The organism is Lichenibacterium dinghuense, from assembly GCF_021730615.1.
In the GTDB taxonomy this organism is placed as follows: domain Bacteria; phylum Pseudomonadota; class Alphaproteobacteria; order Rhizobiales; family Beijerinckiaceae; genus Lichenihabitans; species Lichenihabitans dinghuensis.
In genome coordinates, this window is sequence record NZ_JAJLMN010000004.1 from 71854 (window position 1) to 87498 (window position 15645).

At 67.6% G+C, this 15645-nt stretch carries 12 protein-coding genes and 4 pseudogenes; 6 read left to right on the forward strand and 10 right to left on the reverse strand.

What is annotated here, in order from left to right; translation table 11 throughout:
* Positions 1-40: 40 nt before the first annotated feature.
* Both L7N97_RS28850 and L7N97_RS28855 read right to left on the reverse strand, forming a co-directional pair.
* Complete coding sequence (locus L7N97_RS28850; RefSeq protein ID WP_237482776.1) at positions 41-463, reverse strand: type II toxin-antitoxin system VapC family toxin; 423 nt, start codon at positions 461-463, stop codon at positions 41-43.
* Positions 460-858: a FitA-like ribbon-helix-helix domain-containing protein gene (locus tag L7N97_RS28855; RefSeq protein ID WP_237482778.1), complete on the reverse strand. Its 399-nt coding sequence runs from the start codon at positions 856-858 to the stop codon at positions 460-462. The genes L7N97_RS28850 and L7N97_RS28855 overlap by 4 nt, the downstream gene beginning before the upstream one ends.
* A 256-nt stretch (positions 859-1114) precedes the next feature.
* Between L7N97_RS28855 and L7N97_RS28860 the strand changes: the two genes are divergently transcribed.
* Positions 1115-2125: a tyrosine-type recombinase/integrase gene (locus tag L7N97_RS28860; protein ID WP_237482780.1), complete on the forward strand. Its 1011-nt coding sequence runs from the start codon at positions 1115-1117 to the stop codon at positions 2123-2125.
* Between the two features lie 122 nt (positions 2126-2247).
* On the opposite strand, the pseudogene L7N97_RS28865 reads toward L7N97_RS28860, so the two are convergent.
* Together L7N97_RS28865 and L7N97_RS28870 are read right to left on the reverse strand one after the other, a co-directional pair.
* Positions 2248-3606, reverse strand: a pseudogene (locus L7N97_RS28865) (LLM class flavin-dependent oxidoreductase).
* 14 nt (positions 3607-3620) lie between these two features.
* Positions 3621-3923 (reverse strand): acyl-CoA dehydrogenase, encoded by a 303-nt coding sequence (locus tag L7N97_RS28870; RefSeq protein ID WP_237482927.1) that lies wholly within the window; start codon positions 3921-3923, stop codon positions 3621-3623.
* Between L7N97_RS28870 and L7N97_RS28875 the strand changes: the two genes are divergently transcribed.
* A complete protein-coding gene (locus tag L7N97_RS28875) occupies positions 3826-4530 on the forward strand; it encodes a diguanylate cyclase (RefSeq protein ID WP_237482782.1) in 705 nt (234 codons plus the stop codon). The two genes, L7N97_RS28870 and L7N97_RS28875, sit on opposite strands and share 98 nt — an antisense overlap.
* 65 nt (positions 4531-4595) lie before the next feature.
* Here L7N97_RS28875 and istB read toward each other — a convergent pair whose 3' ends face one another.
* Complete coding sequence (istB, locus tag L7N97_RS28880; protein ID WP_237478210.1) at positions 4596-5390, reverse strand: IS21-like element helper ATPase IstB; 795 nt, start codon at positions 5388-5390, stop codon at positions 4596-4598.
* A pseudogene (gene istA / locus L7N97_RS28885) lies at positions 5380-6908 on the reverse strand (IS21 family transposase). Before istA ends, istB begins: the two are co-directional and overlap by 11 nt.
* A gap of 118 nt (positions 6909-7026) precedes the next feature.
* Here istA and L7N97_RS28890 point away from each other — a divergent pair.
* Positions 7027-7380: pseudogene (locus tag L7N97_RS28890) on the forward strand (diguanylate cyclase); the annotation flags it as partial.
* Between the two features lie 712 nt (positions 7381-8092).
* On the opposite strand, the gene L7N97_RS28895 reads toward L7N97_RS28890, so the two are convergent.
* From L7N97_RS28895 to L7N97_RS28910, 4 genes are all read right to left on the reverse strand, one after another.
* A complete protein-coding gene (locus L7N97_RS28895; RefSeq protein WP_237482784.1) occupies positions 8093-8350 on the reverse strand; it encodes a hypothetical protein in 258 nt (85 codons plus the stop codon).
* Positions 8351-8440: 90 nt separating this feature from the next.
* The gene (locus L7N97_RS28900; RefSeq protein ID WP_237482786.1) at positions 8441-8848 is read right to left on the reverse strand and encodes a YsnF/AvaK domain-containing protein; all 408 of its coding nucleotides are present in this window, start codon (positions 8846-8848) and stop codon (positions 8441-8443) included.
* A gap of 236 nt (positions 8849-9084) precedes the next feature.
* On the reverse strand, positions 9085-10344 hold the full coding sequence (locus L7N97_RS28905) for a DUF2382 domain-containing protein (protein WP_237482788.1): 1260 nt from the start codon (positions 10342-10344) through the stop codon (positions 9085-9087).
* 124 nt (positions 10345-10468) lie between these two features.
* Positions 10469-11317 (reverse strand): PhnA-like protein, encoded by an 849-nt coding sequence (locus L7N97_RS28910; protein WP_237482789.1) that lies wholly within the window; start codon positions 11315-11317, stop codon positions 10469-10471.
* Positions 11318-11752: 435 nt separating this feature from the next.
* Between L7N97_RS28910 and L7N97_RS28915 the strand changes: the two genes are divergently transcribed.
* From L7N97_RS28915 to L7N97_RS28925, 3 genes and pseudogenes are all read left to right on the forward strand, one after another.
* Entirely contained in the window at positions 11753-12817 is a 1065-nt protein-coding gene (locus L7N97_RS28915; RefSeq protein WP_237482112.1) for an IS630 family transposase, read from the forward strand.
* A gap of 335 nt (positions 12818-13152) precedes the next feature.
* Entirely contained in the window at positions 13153-15126 is a 1974-nt protein-coding gene (locus L7N97_RS28920) for a PAS domain S-box protein (RefSeq protein ID WP_255722533.1), read from the forward strand.
* A gap of 21 nt (positions 15127-15147) precedes the next feature.
* A pseudogene (locus L7N97_RS28925) lies at positions 15148-15512 on the forward strand (response regulator).
* The last annotated feature ends 133 nt before the right edge of the window (positions 15513-15645 follow it).

Here is a 15645-nt window from a genome sequence, read left to right on the forward strand (position 1 = left end):
ACGGGCCGCTGAAAACTATCTCCGCTTGGTCCCGACTCTATCAGTTCGCCCAGGGGTCGACGCACTTCACTCCCTGTGCGAGATAGCCAGCGGCCTCACGGGTGGCGACCAGGCGGGCACCGCGCGCCTTGGCGATGGCCGCGACCTGCCCCACGGCCGTGGTGACCGCCTCACCGGCAGCCTGCCGCTTCGGGGTGAGATCTCCGTAGGCCGCTGCCGCGGCGCGGTCGAAGGGCAAGATGCGGCCGCCCAGGCCCTCCCCGAGCAGGCGAGCGACGGCCTGGCCCAAGGCGTCGCGGCGCCGTCCCTTGGGCAGGGAGGCGAGGGCGGCCGCGACCTCCGCTTCGCTGACCGTGGTGGTGTAGAGCTCGCCTCGTCGCTGAACGGCCAGCCATGCCATCACGGTCGGATCCGGCTCGGGCTTGAGGAGTTCGGCCAGCACCTCGGTGTCGAGCACGATCACTGGCGGCGCTTCCGAGGGCTGGTTGGGGCAGGTGTTATCGGCGGATCGATGACCGGCTCCGGGGCAGGGGACGCCACCACAGTCGATGCATCAGTTGTCTCGGTTGTGACATCATCCGCGTCGCTGAGCTGAGGCGGTTGCCGTGGTGCGGAGCGTGCCGGCAGCTCGAGGTCGACGCCCCCGAGCGGAGCGAAAAGGCCGCGCGCGAAGGCGCCGAGATCTGTGCTCTCGTCGTCGGGAGCGGACAGGGCGGCTTCGAGGATGGCGCGTGCCTCGGCCTCCATCGAGCGTGCATTGTGGGCGGCCCGTACGCGCAGCCGCGCCTTGAGTTCGGGCGAGAGGCCGCGCACGGTCACGGCATTGCCGGGCAGCTTGGAGAGTTGGTCGACGTTCATTCTGGAATGATCCAAAGCGGTGTTGCGGTGATAGCATCGAATCGTCTCACCTGCGATATCGATCTGCCGTGACGCAGCGTTGGTTCGATCCTTGCTATCATAGCGTCGATGTAGGTCGTAGCAGGCGTGCCCCGGCCCGCTCAGGCCTTCAAAGGGCTGTAGGCGCGTCTGGGAAGCCAGCGCCGGGCAGGGCGACTAACCAACGATAATTACACTTATCATTGACTGTGGATGACAAGGCCTCCAGGATTGCCCCATGACGTCCCTTCCGCTAGCCGGCCGCCCATCGTCACCGCTCCCGGCCCCGGACCTCGCCGTCGACCCCGAGGCGATCAGGGCCCGGCTCGAGGACCATGCGCGCGAGGCCGCCGGCGCCTTCGCACCCAACACCGTGCGCGCGCTCGCCGCCGACAGCCGCGTGTTCTCGGCCTGGTGCGCGGGGCAGGGGAGGGACGCGCTGCCCGCGGCGCCCGAGACGGTCGCCGCCTTCGTCGACGCCATGGCCGAGGTGAAGGCACCGGCGACGGTGCGCCGCTACTGTGCCTCGATCGCCTCCATGCACCGGGCTGCCGGGCTCGCCCCGCCGACCGCGACCCAACCGGTCAAGCTCGCGCTACGGCGCATGGCGCGCGCCAAGGGCGGCCGCCAGCGCCAGGCGGAGCCACTGAACCGGCCCACCCTCGATCGCATGCTCGCCGCGGCGGGGCAGGGGGGCGAGCCGACCGCGATCGCGCTCCGCGACGCCGCACTAGCGGCCGTCGCCTACGACACACTGCTCCGGCGCTCGGAACTCGTGTCTCTCTACATAGAGGATCTCGCGCCGGCCTCGGACGAGGGCGCCACGATCCTGGTGCGCAAGTCCAAGACAGACCAAGGCGGCGAGGGCACGGTGAAGTTCCTGGCCCTCGACACGGCACGGGCCGTGCGCGCCTACCTCGACGCGATCGGGGCGCCGACGAAGGGTCCGCTGTTCCGGCCCGTGACGCGATGGGGCAGGGCGGGCGAGACTGCGCTGGAGTCGCAGGAGGTTCCCAGGCTCTTTCGCAAGCTGGCCTCCGCTGCCGGGGTGAGGACGCCGCGGCCGCACTCGGGCCACTCGACGCGGGTCGGGGCCGCCCAGGATATGCTGGCCGCCGGCCTCGAACTTGGCGAGGTGATGCAGGCGGGGAGTTGGAAAACCGTCGCCATGGTGGCGCGCTACGGCGAGCGCCTGCTCGCCCGGCGCGGCGCTGCCCGCAAGCTCGCCGTACTGCAAAACAGAGCTTGAGTTATCCGAATTTGCGGGCTCTGACATCGAGAGTCAGTCGGCGCGCAATGTCGTAAGTGGGTGGACAACGGACCGGCCGCTTCGAAGCGGTCCTCCCGAGGAGCGGACCTCGCCCAAGGCCGTCAGGTCGAGGACTGGCGCGCACCGGCGTGAGCCCCGTCGAGCCGGTCGCCGCGCCCGAACAGCTTGGCCCGCAGCGTGCCGGCGCCGTAGGCCCGCTTGTGGATCCCGCGCTCCTGCAGGGCCGGCACGGCGATGCGCACGAAGTCGTCCCAGCACTCGGGCACCACCGTGCGGGTGAGGTTGAAGCCGTCGACCTCGCCCTCGTCCATCCAGGACCCCAGCTCGCGGGCGGTCCCTGCGCCGTCGCCCACCACCAGCGGGTAGCGGCCACCGAGCGCCACCTGGGCCAGAAGCTGGCGCTTCGTGAAGCCGCGGCTCTTCGCCACCTGCGTGGTCGACTGGATGCCGTTGCCCGTCCCGTAGTCGATCTCCTCGTCGAGCCCGTAGGGCGAGAAGTCGACGCCGGAGCCGGCCGCGAAATGGGCGAGGCCCGCCTCGGGGCTGGCGAAGCGCAGGTAGTCGGCGAACTTGTCGCGCGCCTCCGCGTCCGTGTCGCCCGCCACCACGCTGATCCCCATCAGCACCTTCACGTCGTCGGCCCGGCGACCGGCCGCGACCACCTCGGCCCTGAGCGCCCGCGCGGTGCGCCGCGCCGTCTCTTTGTCGGGCGCCGAGATGAAGACGCATTCGGCGTGGCGCGCTGCGAAGCGCTGGCCGCGCCCAGAGGCGCCAGCCTGGAACAGCACCGGCGTGCGCTGCGGCGACGGTTCGGCGAGGTGGTAGCCCTCGCACGCGTAGAACGGCCCCTCGTGGCGGACGCGGTGGATCTTCGCCGGGTCGGCATAGACGCGAGCCGCCCGGTCGCGGCGCACGGCGTCCTCGTCCCAACTGCCCTCCAGCAGCTTGTAGGTGAGGTCGAGATAGTCGTCGGCGCGGTCGTAGCGGCTGTCGTGCTGCGCGAGCGCGTCCTCACCCACGGCGCGGGCGGCGCTGTCGAGGTAGCCCGTCACCACGTTCCAGCCGACGCGCCCGCCCGTCAGGTGGTCCAGCGTCGCAAGGCGGCGGGCGAAGGTATAGGGGTGCTCGCCGGCGATGTTGACCGTGACGCCGAAGCCCAGATCCGTCGTCACCGCCGCCATGGCGGGCACGAGCAGCGTCGGCTCGTTGACGGGCAGTTGGATGGCCTCCCGCGCCGTGAGGTCGATGGAGCCGCCATAGACGTCGTAGACGCCGACGATGTCGGCGATGAAGGCGGCATCGAACAGCCCGCGCTCCAGCGTGCGGGCCAGATCCGTCCAGTGGTCGAGGCGCGTGTAGTCGGCCGATCAGTCGCGCGGGTGGGTCCACAGGCCGTGGTTGATGTGGCCGACGCAGTTCATCGTGAAGGCGTTGAGCACCATCTCGCGGCGGGGCGGCATAGACATCATCCTCGTCAGATCGCACCGTGGCGCGGCGGGCGCTCGCCCGTGAGGTGATAGCGGCCGACGGCCTGATACTTCCAGCGCACGGAATCGTGCAGCGTGTGGGTCCGCACGTCCCGCCAGTGCCGGTCGAACCCGTCTTCAGTGCCGGTCGCCGAGGTGCCGCCATACTCCAGGAGCCGCGTCGCGGCGAGCAGGCCGGCCTCGGTGGTGAGGATGCGCGCCTCCGCCACCGCCACCGAGGCCGCCGCGATCCTGTCCTCGTCCGGCGCCGCGCGGGCGGCGTCGACGCTCCGCCCGGCGCGGCGTAGCAGCGCTTCCGCGGCCCTGAGCCTGCTGGCTCACACGAAGGCGCGAAGCGAGACCGAGCACCGTATCCTGACGGAGAACGCCATCGACGTGGTGATGCGCCTCGATGCTTCGCTGCGCCGAACCTACGTCTCCGCGTCCAGCCGCACTGTGATGGGCTACGAGCCTTCAGAACTGCTCGACGGCAGCCCGCGCGACACCGTGGTCCCTGAGGACTGGGCTATCGTCGCGGCTTGGCTCGACGGAGTCCGCAGCAGCGGCACGAGCGGGGAGACCGTCTTCCGCGTGCGCCGGAAGGATGGGACCGCGCTCTGGGTCGAGGGTCGTTGCCGGACCCTGCCAAGCGGCGCCGGCTATATGACGGTGCTGCGAGACGTGAGCGGACGCAAGGCGGCCGAGGAGCGCACTGCGGTCCTCGCCGACGAATTGGCCCGCCTCGCCAATAGCGACGGCCTGACCGGGCTCGCGAACCGTCGTCGCTTCGATGCCGCGCTTATGGTCGAGACGGAATGCTCCGTCACGAGCGGTCGCCCCTTGTCGCTGCTGCTGCTCGACGTCGACCAATTCAAGGCGTTCAACGACCATTACGGGCATCAGCAGGGCGACTGTTAATTTCCACCAAGATCTGACCCAGGCTTTCCACTGAGAACTGACCCGTCCTGATGGTGGCTGGTTGGTCAGCGAGCGGTCAAGTCCTTTGCTTTCTCCTTGGTGGGTTTGGAGGCCTTTGCCGAACTGTTCCTGAAACGGAAGCTGTCGTTTCCGGTTTCCAGGATATGGCAGTGGTGAGTGAGGCGGTCGAGCAAGGCCGTGGTCATCTTGGCATCTCCGAAGACTGTGGCCCACTCCGAAAAACTCAGATTAGTGGTGATCACGACGCTGGTACGTTCATACAGTCTGCTTAGCAGATGGAACAGCAAGGCACCACCCGAGGCGCTGAACGGCAAGTATCCCAGTTCATCGAGGATAACGACATCCGAATGGACAAGTCGGCCGGCGATCTGTCCGCCCTTTCCTTGAGCTTTCTCCTGTTCAAGGGCGTTGACGAGTTCCACGGTGGAGAAGAAACGGACTCGCTTGCGATGTTGCTCGATGGCTTGGATGCCGAGGGCTGTGGCGATGTGAGTCTTGCCAGTGCCAGGACCTCCGACCAGAACGATGTTGTGAGCATCGTCCAGGAACTCGCAACGATGGAGCTGGCGGACGAGAGCTTCGTTGATCTCGCTGCTGGTGAAGTCGAAGCCGTTGAGATCGCGGTAGCTCGGGAAGCGGGCAGCCTTGAGCTGGTAGGCTGTTGAACGGACTTCCCGCTCGGCTGTTTCTGCCTTCAGGAGCTGCGACAGGATCGGCATGGCCGCCTCGAACGCCGGCGCGCCCTGTTGGGTCAGCTCCTCGACGGCTTGGGCCATGCCGTGCATCTTCAGGCTCCGCAGCATGATGACGATGGCTCCGCTGGCCGGGTTATGGCGCATGACGCACCTCCCTGGCCCGACGCAAAGCGTCGTAGCGTTCGACGTTGGCCCGCGGTTCGGTGACCAGCGTGAGCGCCTGGGGAGTGTCGACCGTCGGCGCAGTCGGCGGTGTGCCGTCGATCAGTCGGTGCAGCAGGTTGATGATGTGGGTCTTGGCCGGCACGCCGGCCTTCAAGGCCAGTTCGACGGCCGTGAGCACGGCTTCCTCGTCATGCTGGAGGACCAGGGCCAGGATCTCGACCATCTCGCGGTCGCCACCTGGCGTCTTGAGCAGGTGCTGCTGCAGGGCCCTGAAAGCGTCCGGCATCTTGGCGAAGGGCGCGCCGTTCCGCAGTGCACCAGGTTTGCGTTGCACGACCGCCAAGTAATGACGCCAGTCGTAAACCGTCTCGCTCCGACGATCATGGGACCGAGCGAAGACGCGACGGTGCTCACCGATGGCTTGTCCGTCGGCGACGAGGAGGATGCGGTCGGGATAAACGCGCAGACTGACTGGGCGGTTGGCGAAGGACGCAGGCACGCTGTAGCGGTTGCGCTCCAGATGGACGAGGCAAGTCGGAGAAACGCGTTTGGTGTACTCGACGAAGCCGTCGAACGGTCGAGGCACAGCCATCAGATGCCGGACTTCCTCGGCCCAAATTTCGGCGATCGTGCCGGGCTGCGATCCGTGCGGCGTCACAGCCCACAACTCCCTGCATCGTTTCTCCAGCCAGTCGTTGAGCGCATCCAGGGAAGGGAAGCTCGGCATGGGCTGCCAAAGCCGATGACGGGCGTCCTGCACGTTCTTCTCGATCTGCCCTTCTCCCAACCGGAGGCTGGATTGCAGAACTCAGCCTGGAAAAGATAATGGCTGACCATGGCCGAGAAACGGATGTTGACTTGTCGTTGCTTGCCGCGGCCGACCTTGTCGACGGCAGTCTTCATGTTGTCGTAGATGCCGCGTTGCGGCACTCCACCCAGGACGCGGAACGCGTGGACATGAGCGTCGAACAGCATCTCGTGGGTTTGTAGTAGGTAGGCCCGGAGGGTAAAGGCACGACTATAGGACAGTTTAACATGAGCGACCTGCAACTTGGTTCGCTCATCGGCAATCAGAGCCCAGTCTTCTGACCAGTCGAACTGGAACGCTTCGCCCGGCGTGAACGCCAGGGGCACGAAGGTGCCGCGACCACTGCTCAGTTGCTCACGCTGTCGGGCAGCCTTCCAATCACGGGCATAGGCGGCCACCCGATTGTAAGAGCCCTCATAGCCGAGCCCGACGAGATCGACGTGCAGCTGCCCGATCGTCCGCTTCTGTTTGCGCGTCTTGGCCGACTCGATGCGCAGCATCGCCGAAAGTTTGTCAGCATATGCGTCGAGTTTACTCGACCGCTTGGAAGCTTTGAAGCGGGGTTCGACGTTTTCTGAGCGCAGATACTTGCGGACCGTGTTTCGCGATAGCCCGGTGCGTCGGGCGATCTCACGGATCGAAAGCTGGTCCCGGTAGTGCCAGCGTCGGATGACGCTCAATAACTCCATGTCGATCACTCCGATGCCCCCCACACAGCCGCGTGGGAGGAGGTGAAAACATGGGTCAAATCTCAGTGGAAAAGTTCGTGCCCCCTGGGTCACTTCTCAGCGGAATTCAACAGGCGACGTCTGCCTGCGCGCGGTGGCCGACGCCGTGTCAGCCGCCGTCACTGCCCCCGAGGCCGTCGTGGCACGCTACGGCGGCGAGGAGATCGCGGTCGTGCTGCCCGGCACCGAGGCAGCCGAGGCGGTCCGGCAGGCCGAGCGGGCGCGCAGCGGCGTCGAGCGGCTTGCCACCGACCACGCCGGCAACCGGGGCGGCCTCGTCACGGTCAGCGTGGGGTGCGCGATCCGCGACAGCCGAAGGTCGGCCGAGCCGCGGGAGGCGCCGAAATTCGCGGCATTCGGCTGGCCCGGTCCCCCGGCAGGCCAGAGGACATTGTCTCGCTATCACGGCGAGGGCGTCGAGGAGTTGCTGTGACATGCTCGACGGCTTGGTCGTGAAGCTGGTCACGGAGGGCGGGATGACCGACGAGGGAGCGTAGGCCGCAGAGGTGCCGGTGGTCGGCGTGGCCGTTTCAGTGTCTTGGGCCGATGTCGTCCGTGCGTCGGATGGCACCGATCCTGTGTCCGACGACGAAGGGGTTCTCCAGTCGTCGAGGGACTCGTCGTGCCGGGACAGGAGGTGCCCGAGATCGGGATGCCGCTGATCGGGCTGACCATCGTCAATCCGTCGACTCGAGAAACGGCGGCAATCTGCACCGTGATGCCAGCAGGACAGCTTAGGATTTCCATTGGGACTCGAGCAGGACGTTGCATGTCCTGCTCGTCGAAGCGGGGATATCTCGATCCGCTGACCGCGAGCGAATACCCGGCGACAAAGGGGAGGACTGCCACAAGTCACGCATGATGGCTGCCGAGCGTTCGGGAGTTTGCGGAAAGTCGGGCAAATCGGGCCGTGCAAGGCCCCTGGGCCGACTTGCACATCAGGAAAACGAGGAGCCTGAAGAACGTCGCGACGGAACTGCGCACGTCGGTCCCCTTGAGCGACGACGTGGCCTCCGAAGCCTGATCGTCGTCCGAGCCGGGGTTTCCAGAGGATGTGGTCTGAAACGTCGTCCCCATCCCCTTCCGGTCTGGGGACGGTCATCGTCGGTGCGGACCGCAGGTCGCCTTCCGGCTGTCACCCAGGATCAGCGCCGCACGTTTCTCACGACCTCGTTGAAGACCGTGCGGCACGGCGCCGACAACTGAGCCCGCTTCGGCCGCATGCAGGTCAGGATGGCCGTCTCGTCCGGGATGGCGTCGGCGCAGAGCCTGAGCGCGTCGTCCCGGCAGACCGCCTCGGCCCGGGCCCGCAGGGCCGGGCTGACGTCCGCCGCAGCGGCGAGGGCCGCCGAAGGGACGACCAAGGTGGCGAGCGTGGCGAAGAGGACGCGAACGGGTGGCATTGGGGGGCCTTGTCATGCTTCGGGTGCCATGGCGCATCCCGTGACGGACGTGGTTGGGGGGCTAGCATCCGGTGGCCGGAAAACCGCCGGTCAGTCCGAAGAACGTGCCAAAAGACCATCGTCCTCGCTGGCTCGCCGAGCGTCGGTGCCGCCCTCCGCTACGAGGCGTTCTACGACGGCGTGCTGGCGCCGCAGCGTCACAGGTGCCCTCACCACCTCACGCTCGAAAACGTGACGGACGTGGACCTCCTCGACAAGGAAGAGCTGCTTCACCAGCACCAAGCGTTCCTCGACGACGGGGATGATCGTGATGTCGCCTTCCGCGCGTGCTGACGGCGCCTCCTCCACGACGCGGCCCACCGGCACGCGCGTGACCTCGACGCGGTAGCGGTCCAGATCCGCCTCGGCGATCTCCTCGACAGTCTCGGTGCGGGTCCCGACCCGGACCGTGCCGGTGAGCACGCGCCGCTTCGCGACCTCGATGCGCTCCTCGACCACTCGGAGGACGTGGGAGGCTTCGTCCCGGGACGTCGACGATGCCTGGGCAGCACGGTTGGCGAGGACGAGTCTTGCGTCTCGGAGGGTCTCGGTAGGGCTTCGTGCCGTTCCGCTGGGTGCCTTCGGCATTTCGGCCATGTCGCGATGTCGCCGCTTCGAGGATGGGGGGCGGCCCGGCTCCGTGCCGGACCGCTTCTTCCGTGGTCCCCGGATCCAGTCCGGGGACATGCGTCGGATCAGACGGCTTTCCAGCGCCGCATGGCCTCGGCACCCGGGACGCTGAGCATGACCTTGTCCTCGGCGGACTTGACCAGGTCCGCGGGCAGCAGGTGGTGTTGGCCGCCGCCGACGTTGTCCTTGCGCTTCAGCTTCATCATGGTCCCGTCCAGGCGGTCAATGACGCCGACGTGCACGCCGTCGGAGCCGACGACCTCGACGTCCTTGACCAGCCGCGAGACGAAGCCGGTCGTCGCGCCCGTGGCGGTGGCGCCCGCCGTGCGGCCGTCCTCGATGTCGACCTTGGTCGAGCGCAGGGTGTCGCGCACCGTCTCGACGCGGTCGCTCACGTCCTTGCGGATGCCGATCTCCTCGACCACGCGGGCCGACTTGCTGACCACAACCTCCTCGTCGACCTCCTCCAACTCGATGGTACGCTCGCGGAAGGCGTCGGCCCCCAACGCCGCCACGGGACGGTCGATGGCGTGGCGGTCGATGCTGACCGTCTCGTCCCGCAGGGTGACATTCTCGGACACCTGGTTCTCGACGACGTAGCTGTGCAGGCGGACCTTGCCGCGACTGACCGCGCGCTTGCCGACGTTGAGGCGCTCCTCGACGACCTGGACCACGTCCTCGTTGCCGCGTCCGACCGTGCCGGTCGACAGAGCCGGCTTCGAGGCCATGGGTACCGCGGCCGGGGTGACGGCCGGCTTCGGCGCGAGGACCGGGGCGCGCTCGACGACGGTCTCGGTCTCGACGACGCGCGTGGGCGCGGTCTTGCCGGCCAGGGCCATGCCCATCGCCCCCTCCGCGGTGGCCATCTTCGACGCAGTCGAGGAGCCCATTGTCGTCGTGGGCGCGGCAATCGTCGAGGTCGTCGGGGCACCCGTCCAGCCCTCGCTGCGCCAGGTCTCCTCGTGGCCGTCGAGGTCGATGGAGCCGTGCTCCTCGACGATGGCGACGGCGCGGTCGAGCTGGGCGTCGGCGACGTGGGCGGTCAGCAGCACGTGGCCGCGGCGAACGCCCTCGGCGTAGGTGTGGTGGTCGTCGGTGCCGCCGAACATGTCTTCGAGCGAGGCCCAGAAGCCGGTCTTCTTGGGGGCGGCAGCCGTCGTGATGTCAGAGCCGTACAGGCCATACTCGTCGCGAGCGTTCTCGGGCGACACGGTGACGTCCGACGCCGGGACGCCCAGAGCCCGCAGCTTGGTGGCGGCGCCGTCGGCGTAGTCGCGGCTCTCGTAGAAGGCGGCGATGGTGTGGTCGCGCTGGTCCGTGGCCATGGTGGTGTCCTTGGTGGTTCAGGGTAAGTCGGACGTCAGCTCGGTTCGCGTTGCTCGACGCCGGGTCGGTTGAGCTCCCCACCAGCACGAGCGGTGCCGGTGGGGATCTCGGGGCGGCGTCAGGTCACGCGGCGGAGTTGCCCTGGCGGCGGACGGTGCGGATGAACTGCGCCGTGACGGTCGGGTCGACCGTGCCGGCCTTGCCGCCGAACCAGGACGCGACCGCGCCGAGGATCAGGGCCAAGCTGCCCAGAAGCGCGCCGCGCGACACGGACTTGGCGGCGACGTCGGCCGCCTCGGCCGCCTGCTGCTTGGCCTGGGCGGCCTTGTCGCGGATCTGCCCCTCGTAGGAGGCGACGCGGGTCCGCGCCTGGTCGATCGGAATGTTCTGCTGCTTGGCCATCACCTGGGCGACCTTCTCCCGGGCGTCGGCGGCCTGGGCGTCGTCGCCCGTCACCGCCGCCTTGGCGAGGGACGCCGTGGCGTCCTTCATGGCTGTCGCCGGGTCGTTGGCCGGAGCCGACAGCGCCTGCTGCATGGCGCCGACCGGGTCGGTGCCCTGAGACAGCGCCGGGACGGCCGTCTGCGCCGCGGAGGACACGGCGTGGCCCACGCCGCCGATGGCGCCGCTGACGGTGTTGAAGGCGCCGCCAATGAAGCCGCCGACCGCCGTGGTGAGCAGGTAGAAGACGACCAGCGTCGTCAGGGCCCAGGAGGTCAGGCCATGCCAGGCGCCGGTGGAGGCCTTCGGGCGGCCGGACAGCCGGCTGGCGATGTAGCCGCCCACGAAGGCCGCGATGATGCCGGACAGGGCCCACCAGATGCCGGCGCCGATGGAGAAGCCGCTGGCGGTCGGGTTGTCGCCCGTGGTCGGGTTCAGGGTGGACGCCCCGACGCCGATGCCGATCAGGTTGAGGATGAGCTGCGTGACTAAGCCGGCGACGACGCCCGCCAGCACGCCGCCCCAGGACACGTCGTTGACGAGAATCGTGCGCGCGTCGTCTGCCGGCGACGCCGACCTGAGTTCACGATCGGCGGCATCGCTGAACGTACGGGTATCTCGGGCTGTTCCCGATCCAAGGTTCGACATGCTGGTGAGTCCTACGGCCGGCCGCTCGAAAACCCCGCCTCGACGCCGGCCATGGGCGATTTAGAGGGCCTACAGCACCGCCCACGCCCCGCTCGGCGGGGCCGGACTGCTTCCCCCCTGCCATCGAACAAGGTCCGAGGCCGGAAGGTCCTCCACGACGAGGTGCATGTGCTCGAACAACTGGGGCCATTGGTGAATGTTCCGGCCGTGAGAGCGCTATTTCGGTCGTCGAAATTGTCATTCGATAACTAAGTATAGCCCGATTCCGTGAGGATGCGGGGTTGACGGCGGGGTCGCTTTCGATTCGGTTTTGTGTCGATGATCAAGCGCCATTTCCTGAGCAAGGACGATCGTGCGCGGCTGACGGGCATCGCGCGGGATGGGCTTGAGGAGCATCGGGTCGCCCGGCGCGCCAACGCGATCCTTTTGTTGGACAAGGGCTGGAGTTGCGAGCAGGTTTCGGAGGCTCTCCTCCTGGACGACGACACGATCCGGAGCTGGTTCAAGGTTTATCGCGAGGGCGGCGTACCGGCTCTGGCGCGCTTCGACTTGGCGGGCGGGCACCGCGCCTTGACGGTGGAGCAGCTCACGGCCCTGAAAGCCTGGGCCACGGAGGCGCTTCCGGCGTCGACACGCGCGATCGGTCATCACATCCGGACGACGTATGGCATGTCGTACACGCGATCCGGTTTGATCAAGCTGATGGCGGCGCTGGATTTTGTCTGGCGCAAGCCTGACCTTGTGCCCTCGCATCTCGACCTTGCGGCGCAGGAAGCGTTCATCGAGCAGCATGAGCGGCTCCGCAACGGCCTTGGGGCCGACGAAGCGATCGTCTACGGCGATGCCGTTCACCCGACCCATCAGACGCGACCGGCGGGCGTGTGGATGCCGCGTGGCGCCGACGTCGCGGTTCCTGCGGCGTCGGGCCGTGATCGCATGAACATCCATGGTGTGATCGACCTGGAAACCGGCGCGACGCGGATGAAGGAAGTGCTTTCGGTCGATGCGCAAAGCACGATCGAGCTTCTGACCTCCATCGAGAACGCCTACACGACGATGCGTCGGATCCATGTCTATCTGGACAACGCCCGCTATCATCATGCCCGTGCTGTTCAGGATTGGATGAGGCAACCGGGACGGCGCATCGTGCTTCACTTCATCCCGAGTTACTGCCCTCACCTCAACCCGATCGAGCGGCTCTGGGGCGTGATGCACCAGAACGTCACCCACAACCGGTACTATGCCACATTCAAGGACTTCGCGGAGGCGATCCTGACATTCCTCAAGGAAACGGTCCCGAAGCACTTCAGTCGCTTCTCATCCCGAATCACCGATAACTTCCGCATCCGAGACCCAAAGGATTCTCGGGTCGTCGCGTCGTAGATGTATAGCTCTCCGACGCATGCGTATTTCGAGTGATCGACGAAACAAAACCAGGTTTTCGCCGATCTCTCCAGCGACCTGCACCACGACAGGCCACGCGCTCGAAGGCGGCCGATTCGACAGGACATCGCGCTCTGCCGATTGGGGCAGCGGAGGTGGGTCGACGTCGCCGGGGGGAGCCGGCGTCGGCGGCCCGGGATGTCGCCTGCCGACGAAGGTGGACGTGGCCGAGGGATGTCATGCCACTGCCATGGCGGCGATGAGGAAAGGGGCCCTGACTTGACCGACGAGCCGGCGGAACGGGTCGACGTCGCGTCCCCGACGCGGAGCAACTCCTGCAGGCGCTCGGGAACGGCGTCTATGGCATGGACCGCGACGGGCGCTGCACGTTCGCCAACCGCTCGGCCCTGACGCTCCTCGGGTACGAGGCTGCCGAGGCGTTGCTGGGCCGCGACATGCACGCCCTCGTCCACCACACGCGCCCGGACGGCACTGCCTTCTTGGCGGGCGAATGCCCGCTGCTGCGAACGCTGACGAAGGGCGAAGTCGTCACGCTCGACGAGGAACTGCTGTGGCGTCGCGACGGCACGTCGTTCTACGCCGAGTATGCCTCGCATCCGGTGGTGGCGGACGGCGTCGTCATCGGCGGCGTCGTGACGTTCGGCGACCTGTCGCACCGGCGCGACGGGCGGCGGCGCCTCGCCGTGCAGCAGGAGGTCAGCCAAATCCTGGCGCGCGAGATCGAGACCTCGAAGGCGCAGGCGCAGGCCCTGGCCGCCATCGGGTCCGGGTTTGGATGGGACGCCGGTGCCCTGTGGCTCGTCGCCGACCCCGACGAGGACCCGCGAGGTCGCCTGCTGCGCGCCGCGGTCTGGCACGGGGACGGGGCGGGCCGAAGCGTCCCGGCCTTCGGGGACGAGGCCGACGCGCTGCCGACGAGGGCGCTCGCGGAGCGCACGACCGTGCTGGCCGAGGCGCCCCCGGTCGGGACGGACCTGTTCGGTCCTGTCGCGTATGCCGAGGTCGCCTTCCCGATCCAGGTCCGCGACCGCGACATCGGCGTGGTCTCGTTCCGCAGCCGCCGGCCGATCGAACTCGCCCCGGGCTCGGACCGCGCCTTCGAGACGCTGGGGCGACAGCTCGGCCAGTTCCTCGAACGCCGGAGGGCCGAGGCGCGGCTCCGCGACAGCGAGACCCGCAAGGCCGCCATCATGCAGACCGCCCTCGACGGCATCGTGGTCATCGGCGAGAACACGCGCATCGTCGAGTTCAACCCGGCCGCCGAGCGGACGTTTGGATGGTCGGAAGGCGCCGCGATGGGCCAGGAACTCGGCGCGCTGATCCTGCCGGCGGACTTCCTCGTCGGCCACCTTCGGACGTTCGCCCGCTTCCTGGAGGACGGGGAAACGTCCGCCATGGGCCGGCACGTCGAGGTCGAGGCGGAGCGGTCCGATGGCGAGCGCTTCCCGGCCGAACTCGCCGTCACGCCGTTCAAGGCCGACGGCAAGCCGATGTTCACGGCCTACCTGCGCGACATCACGGAGCGGAAGCGGGCCGAGCGAGAGGTCGCCGCGGCGCGGGACGAGGCGCTCGACGCCAACCGCGCCAAGAGTCAGTTCTTGGCCAACATGAGCCACGAGCTGCGCACGCCGCTGTCGGCCATCATAGGCTACAGCGAGATGCTCCAGGAGGAGATGCAGGACGGCGGCGACCCCGAGGCCTTCGCGCCCGACATGGCGAAGGTCGAGTCCAACGCCCGCCACCTGCTCGGCCTCATCAACGACGTGCTCGACCTCAGCAAGATCGAGAGCGGCAAGATGGAGATCTACCCCGAGGAGTTCGACGCAGAGGCCATGGTGCGCGACGTCGCGGCCACGGTGTCGTCGCTCGTCGACAGGAAGGGCAACGTCCTCGCCCTGCGGATCGGCCCCGGCCTCGGCACCATGCGCTCGGACCTCACCAAGGTGAAGCAGATGCTGCTCAACCTCCTGAGCAACGCCTCCAAGTTCACCGAGGGCGGAACCATCGCCCTCTCGGTCAAGCGCGTCGCCGCGGGAGACGGGCCGGCTCGCGTCAGGTTCGAGGTGCGGGACAGCGGGATCGGCATGACGGAGGAGCAGATGGGCAAGCTGTTCCAGCGTTTCGCCCAGGCCGAGGCGTCGATCTCCGGCAAGTTCGGCGGCACGGGTCTCGGCCTGTCGATCAGCAAAGCCTTGGCGGTGATGCTGGGCGGCGACACCACCGTCGCAAGCGCCGAAGGGCACGGTAGCGTTTTCACCATCGTGCTGCCTGTCGCGGGACCGGCATGATGCCGGTGAGGAGATGACGTCATGAAGATCCTGCTGGTCGAGGACCATGAGGAGATCTGTTCTTCCTGTCCCGTCGATTGAAGCGACGCGGCTACGAGGTCGTGGTGGCGACGGATGGCCAGGGGGGCGTTGACAAGTCAAAGGCTGAAACACCGGACATCGCGCTGCTCGACATGAAACTGCTCACCATCGACGGCTGGACCGCAGCAGGCATGATGTGGGGCGACCCGGCCACCGCCACCGTGCCCATCATCGCGCTCACGGCCCACGCCATGTCAGGCGACCGTGAGAAGGCCATCGCGGCCGGCTGCACGGACTACTGCCCCAAGCCGATCGCCTTCTCCAACCTTTTATCGAAAATTGAGCGATACGGGCCCAATGCCTGAGACATGGCAGGGAAAAGGCGTCATAGAGACGTCGTCCGGTTTGGCCCCTGGACTAACCCTTCCCGCGAACCCGAATGTGAGGTGAAGATCGGGATCGACGCTGTCGCGCTGGCCCGCCTTGAGGTGCGGGACT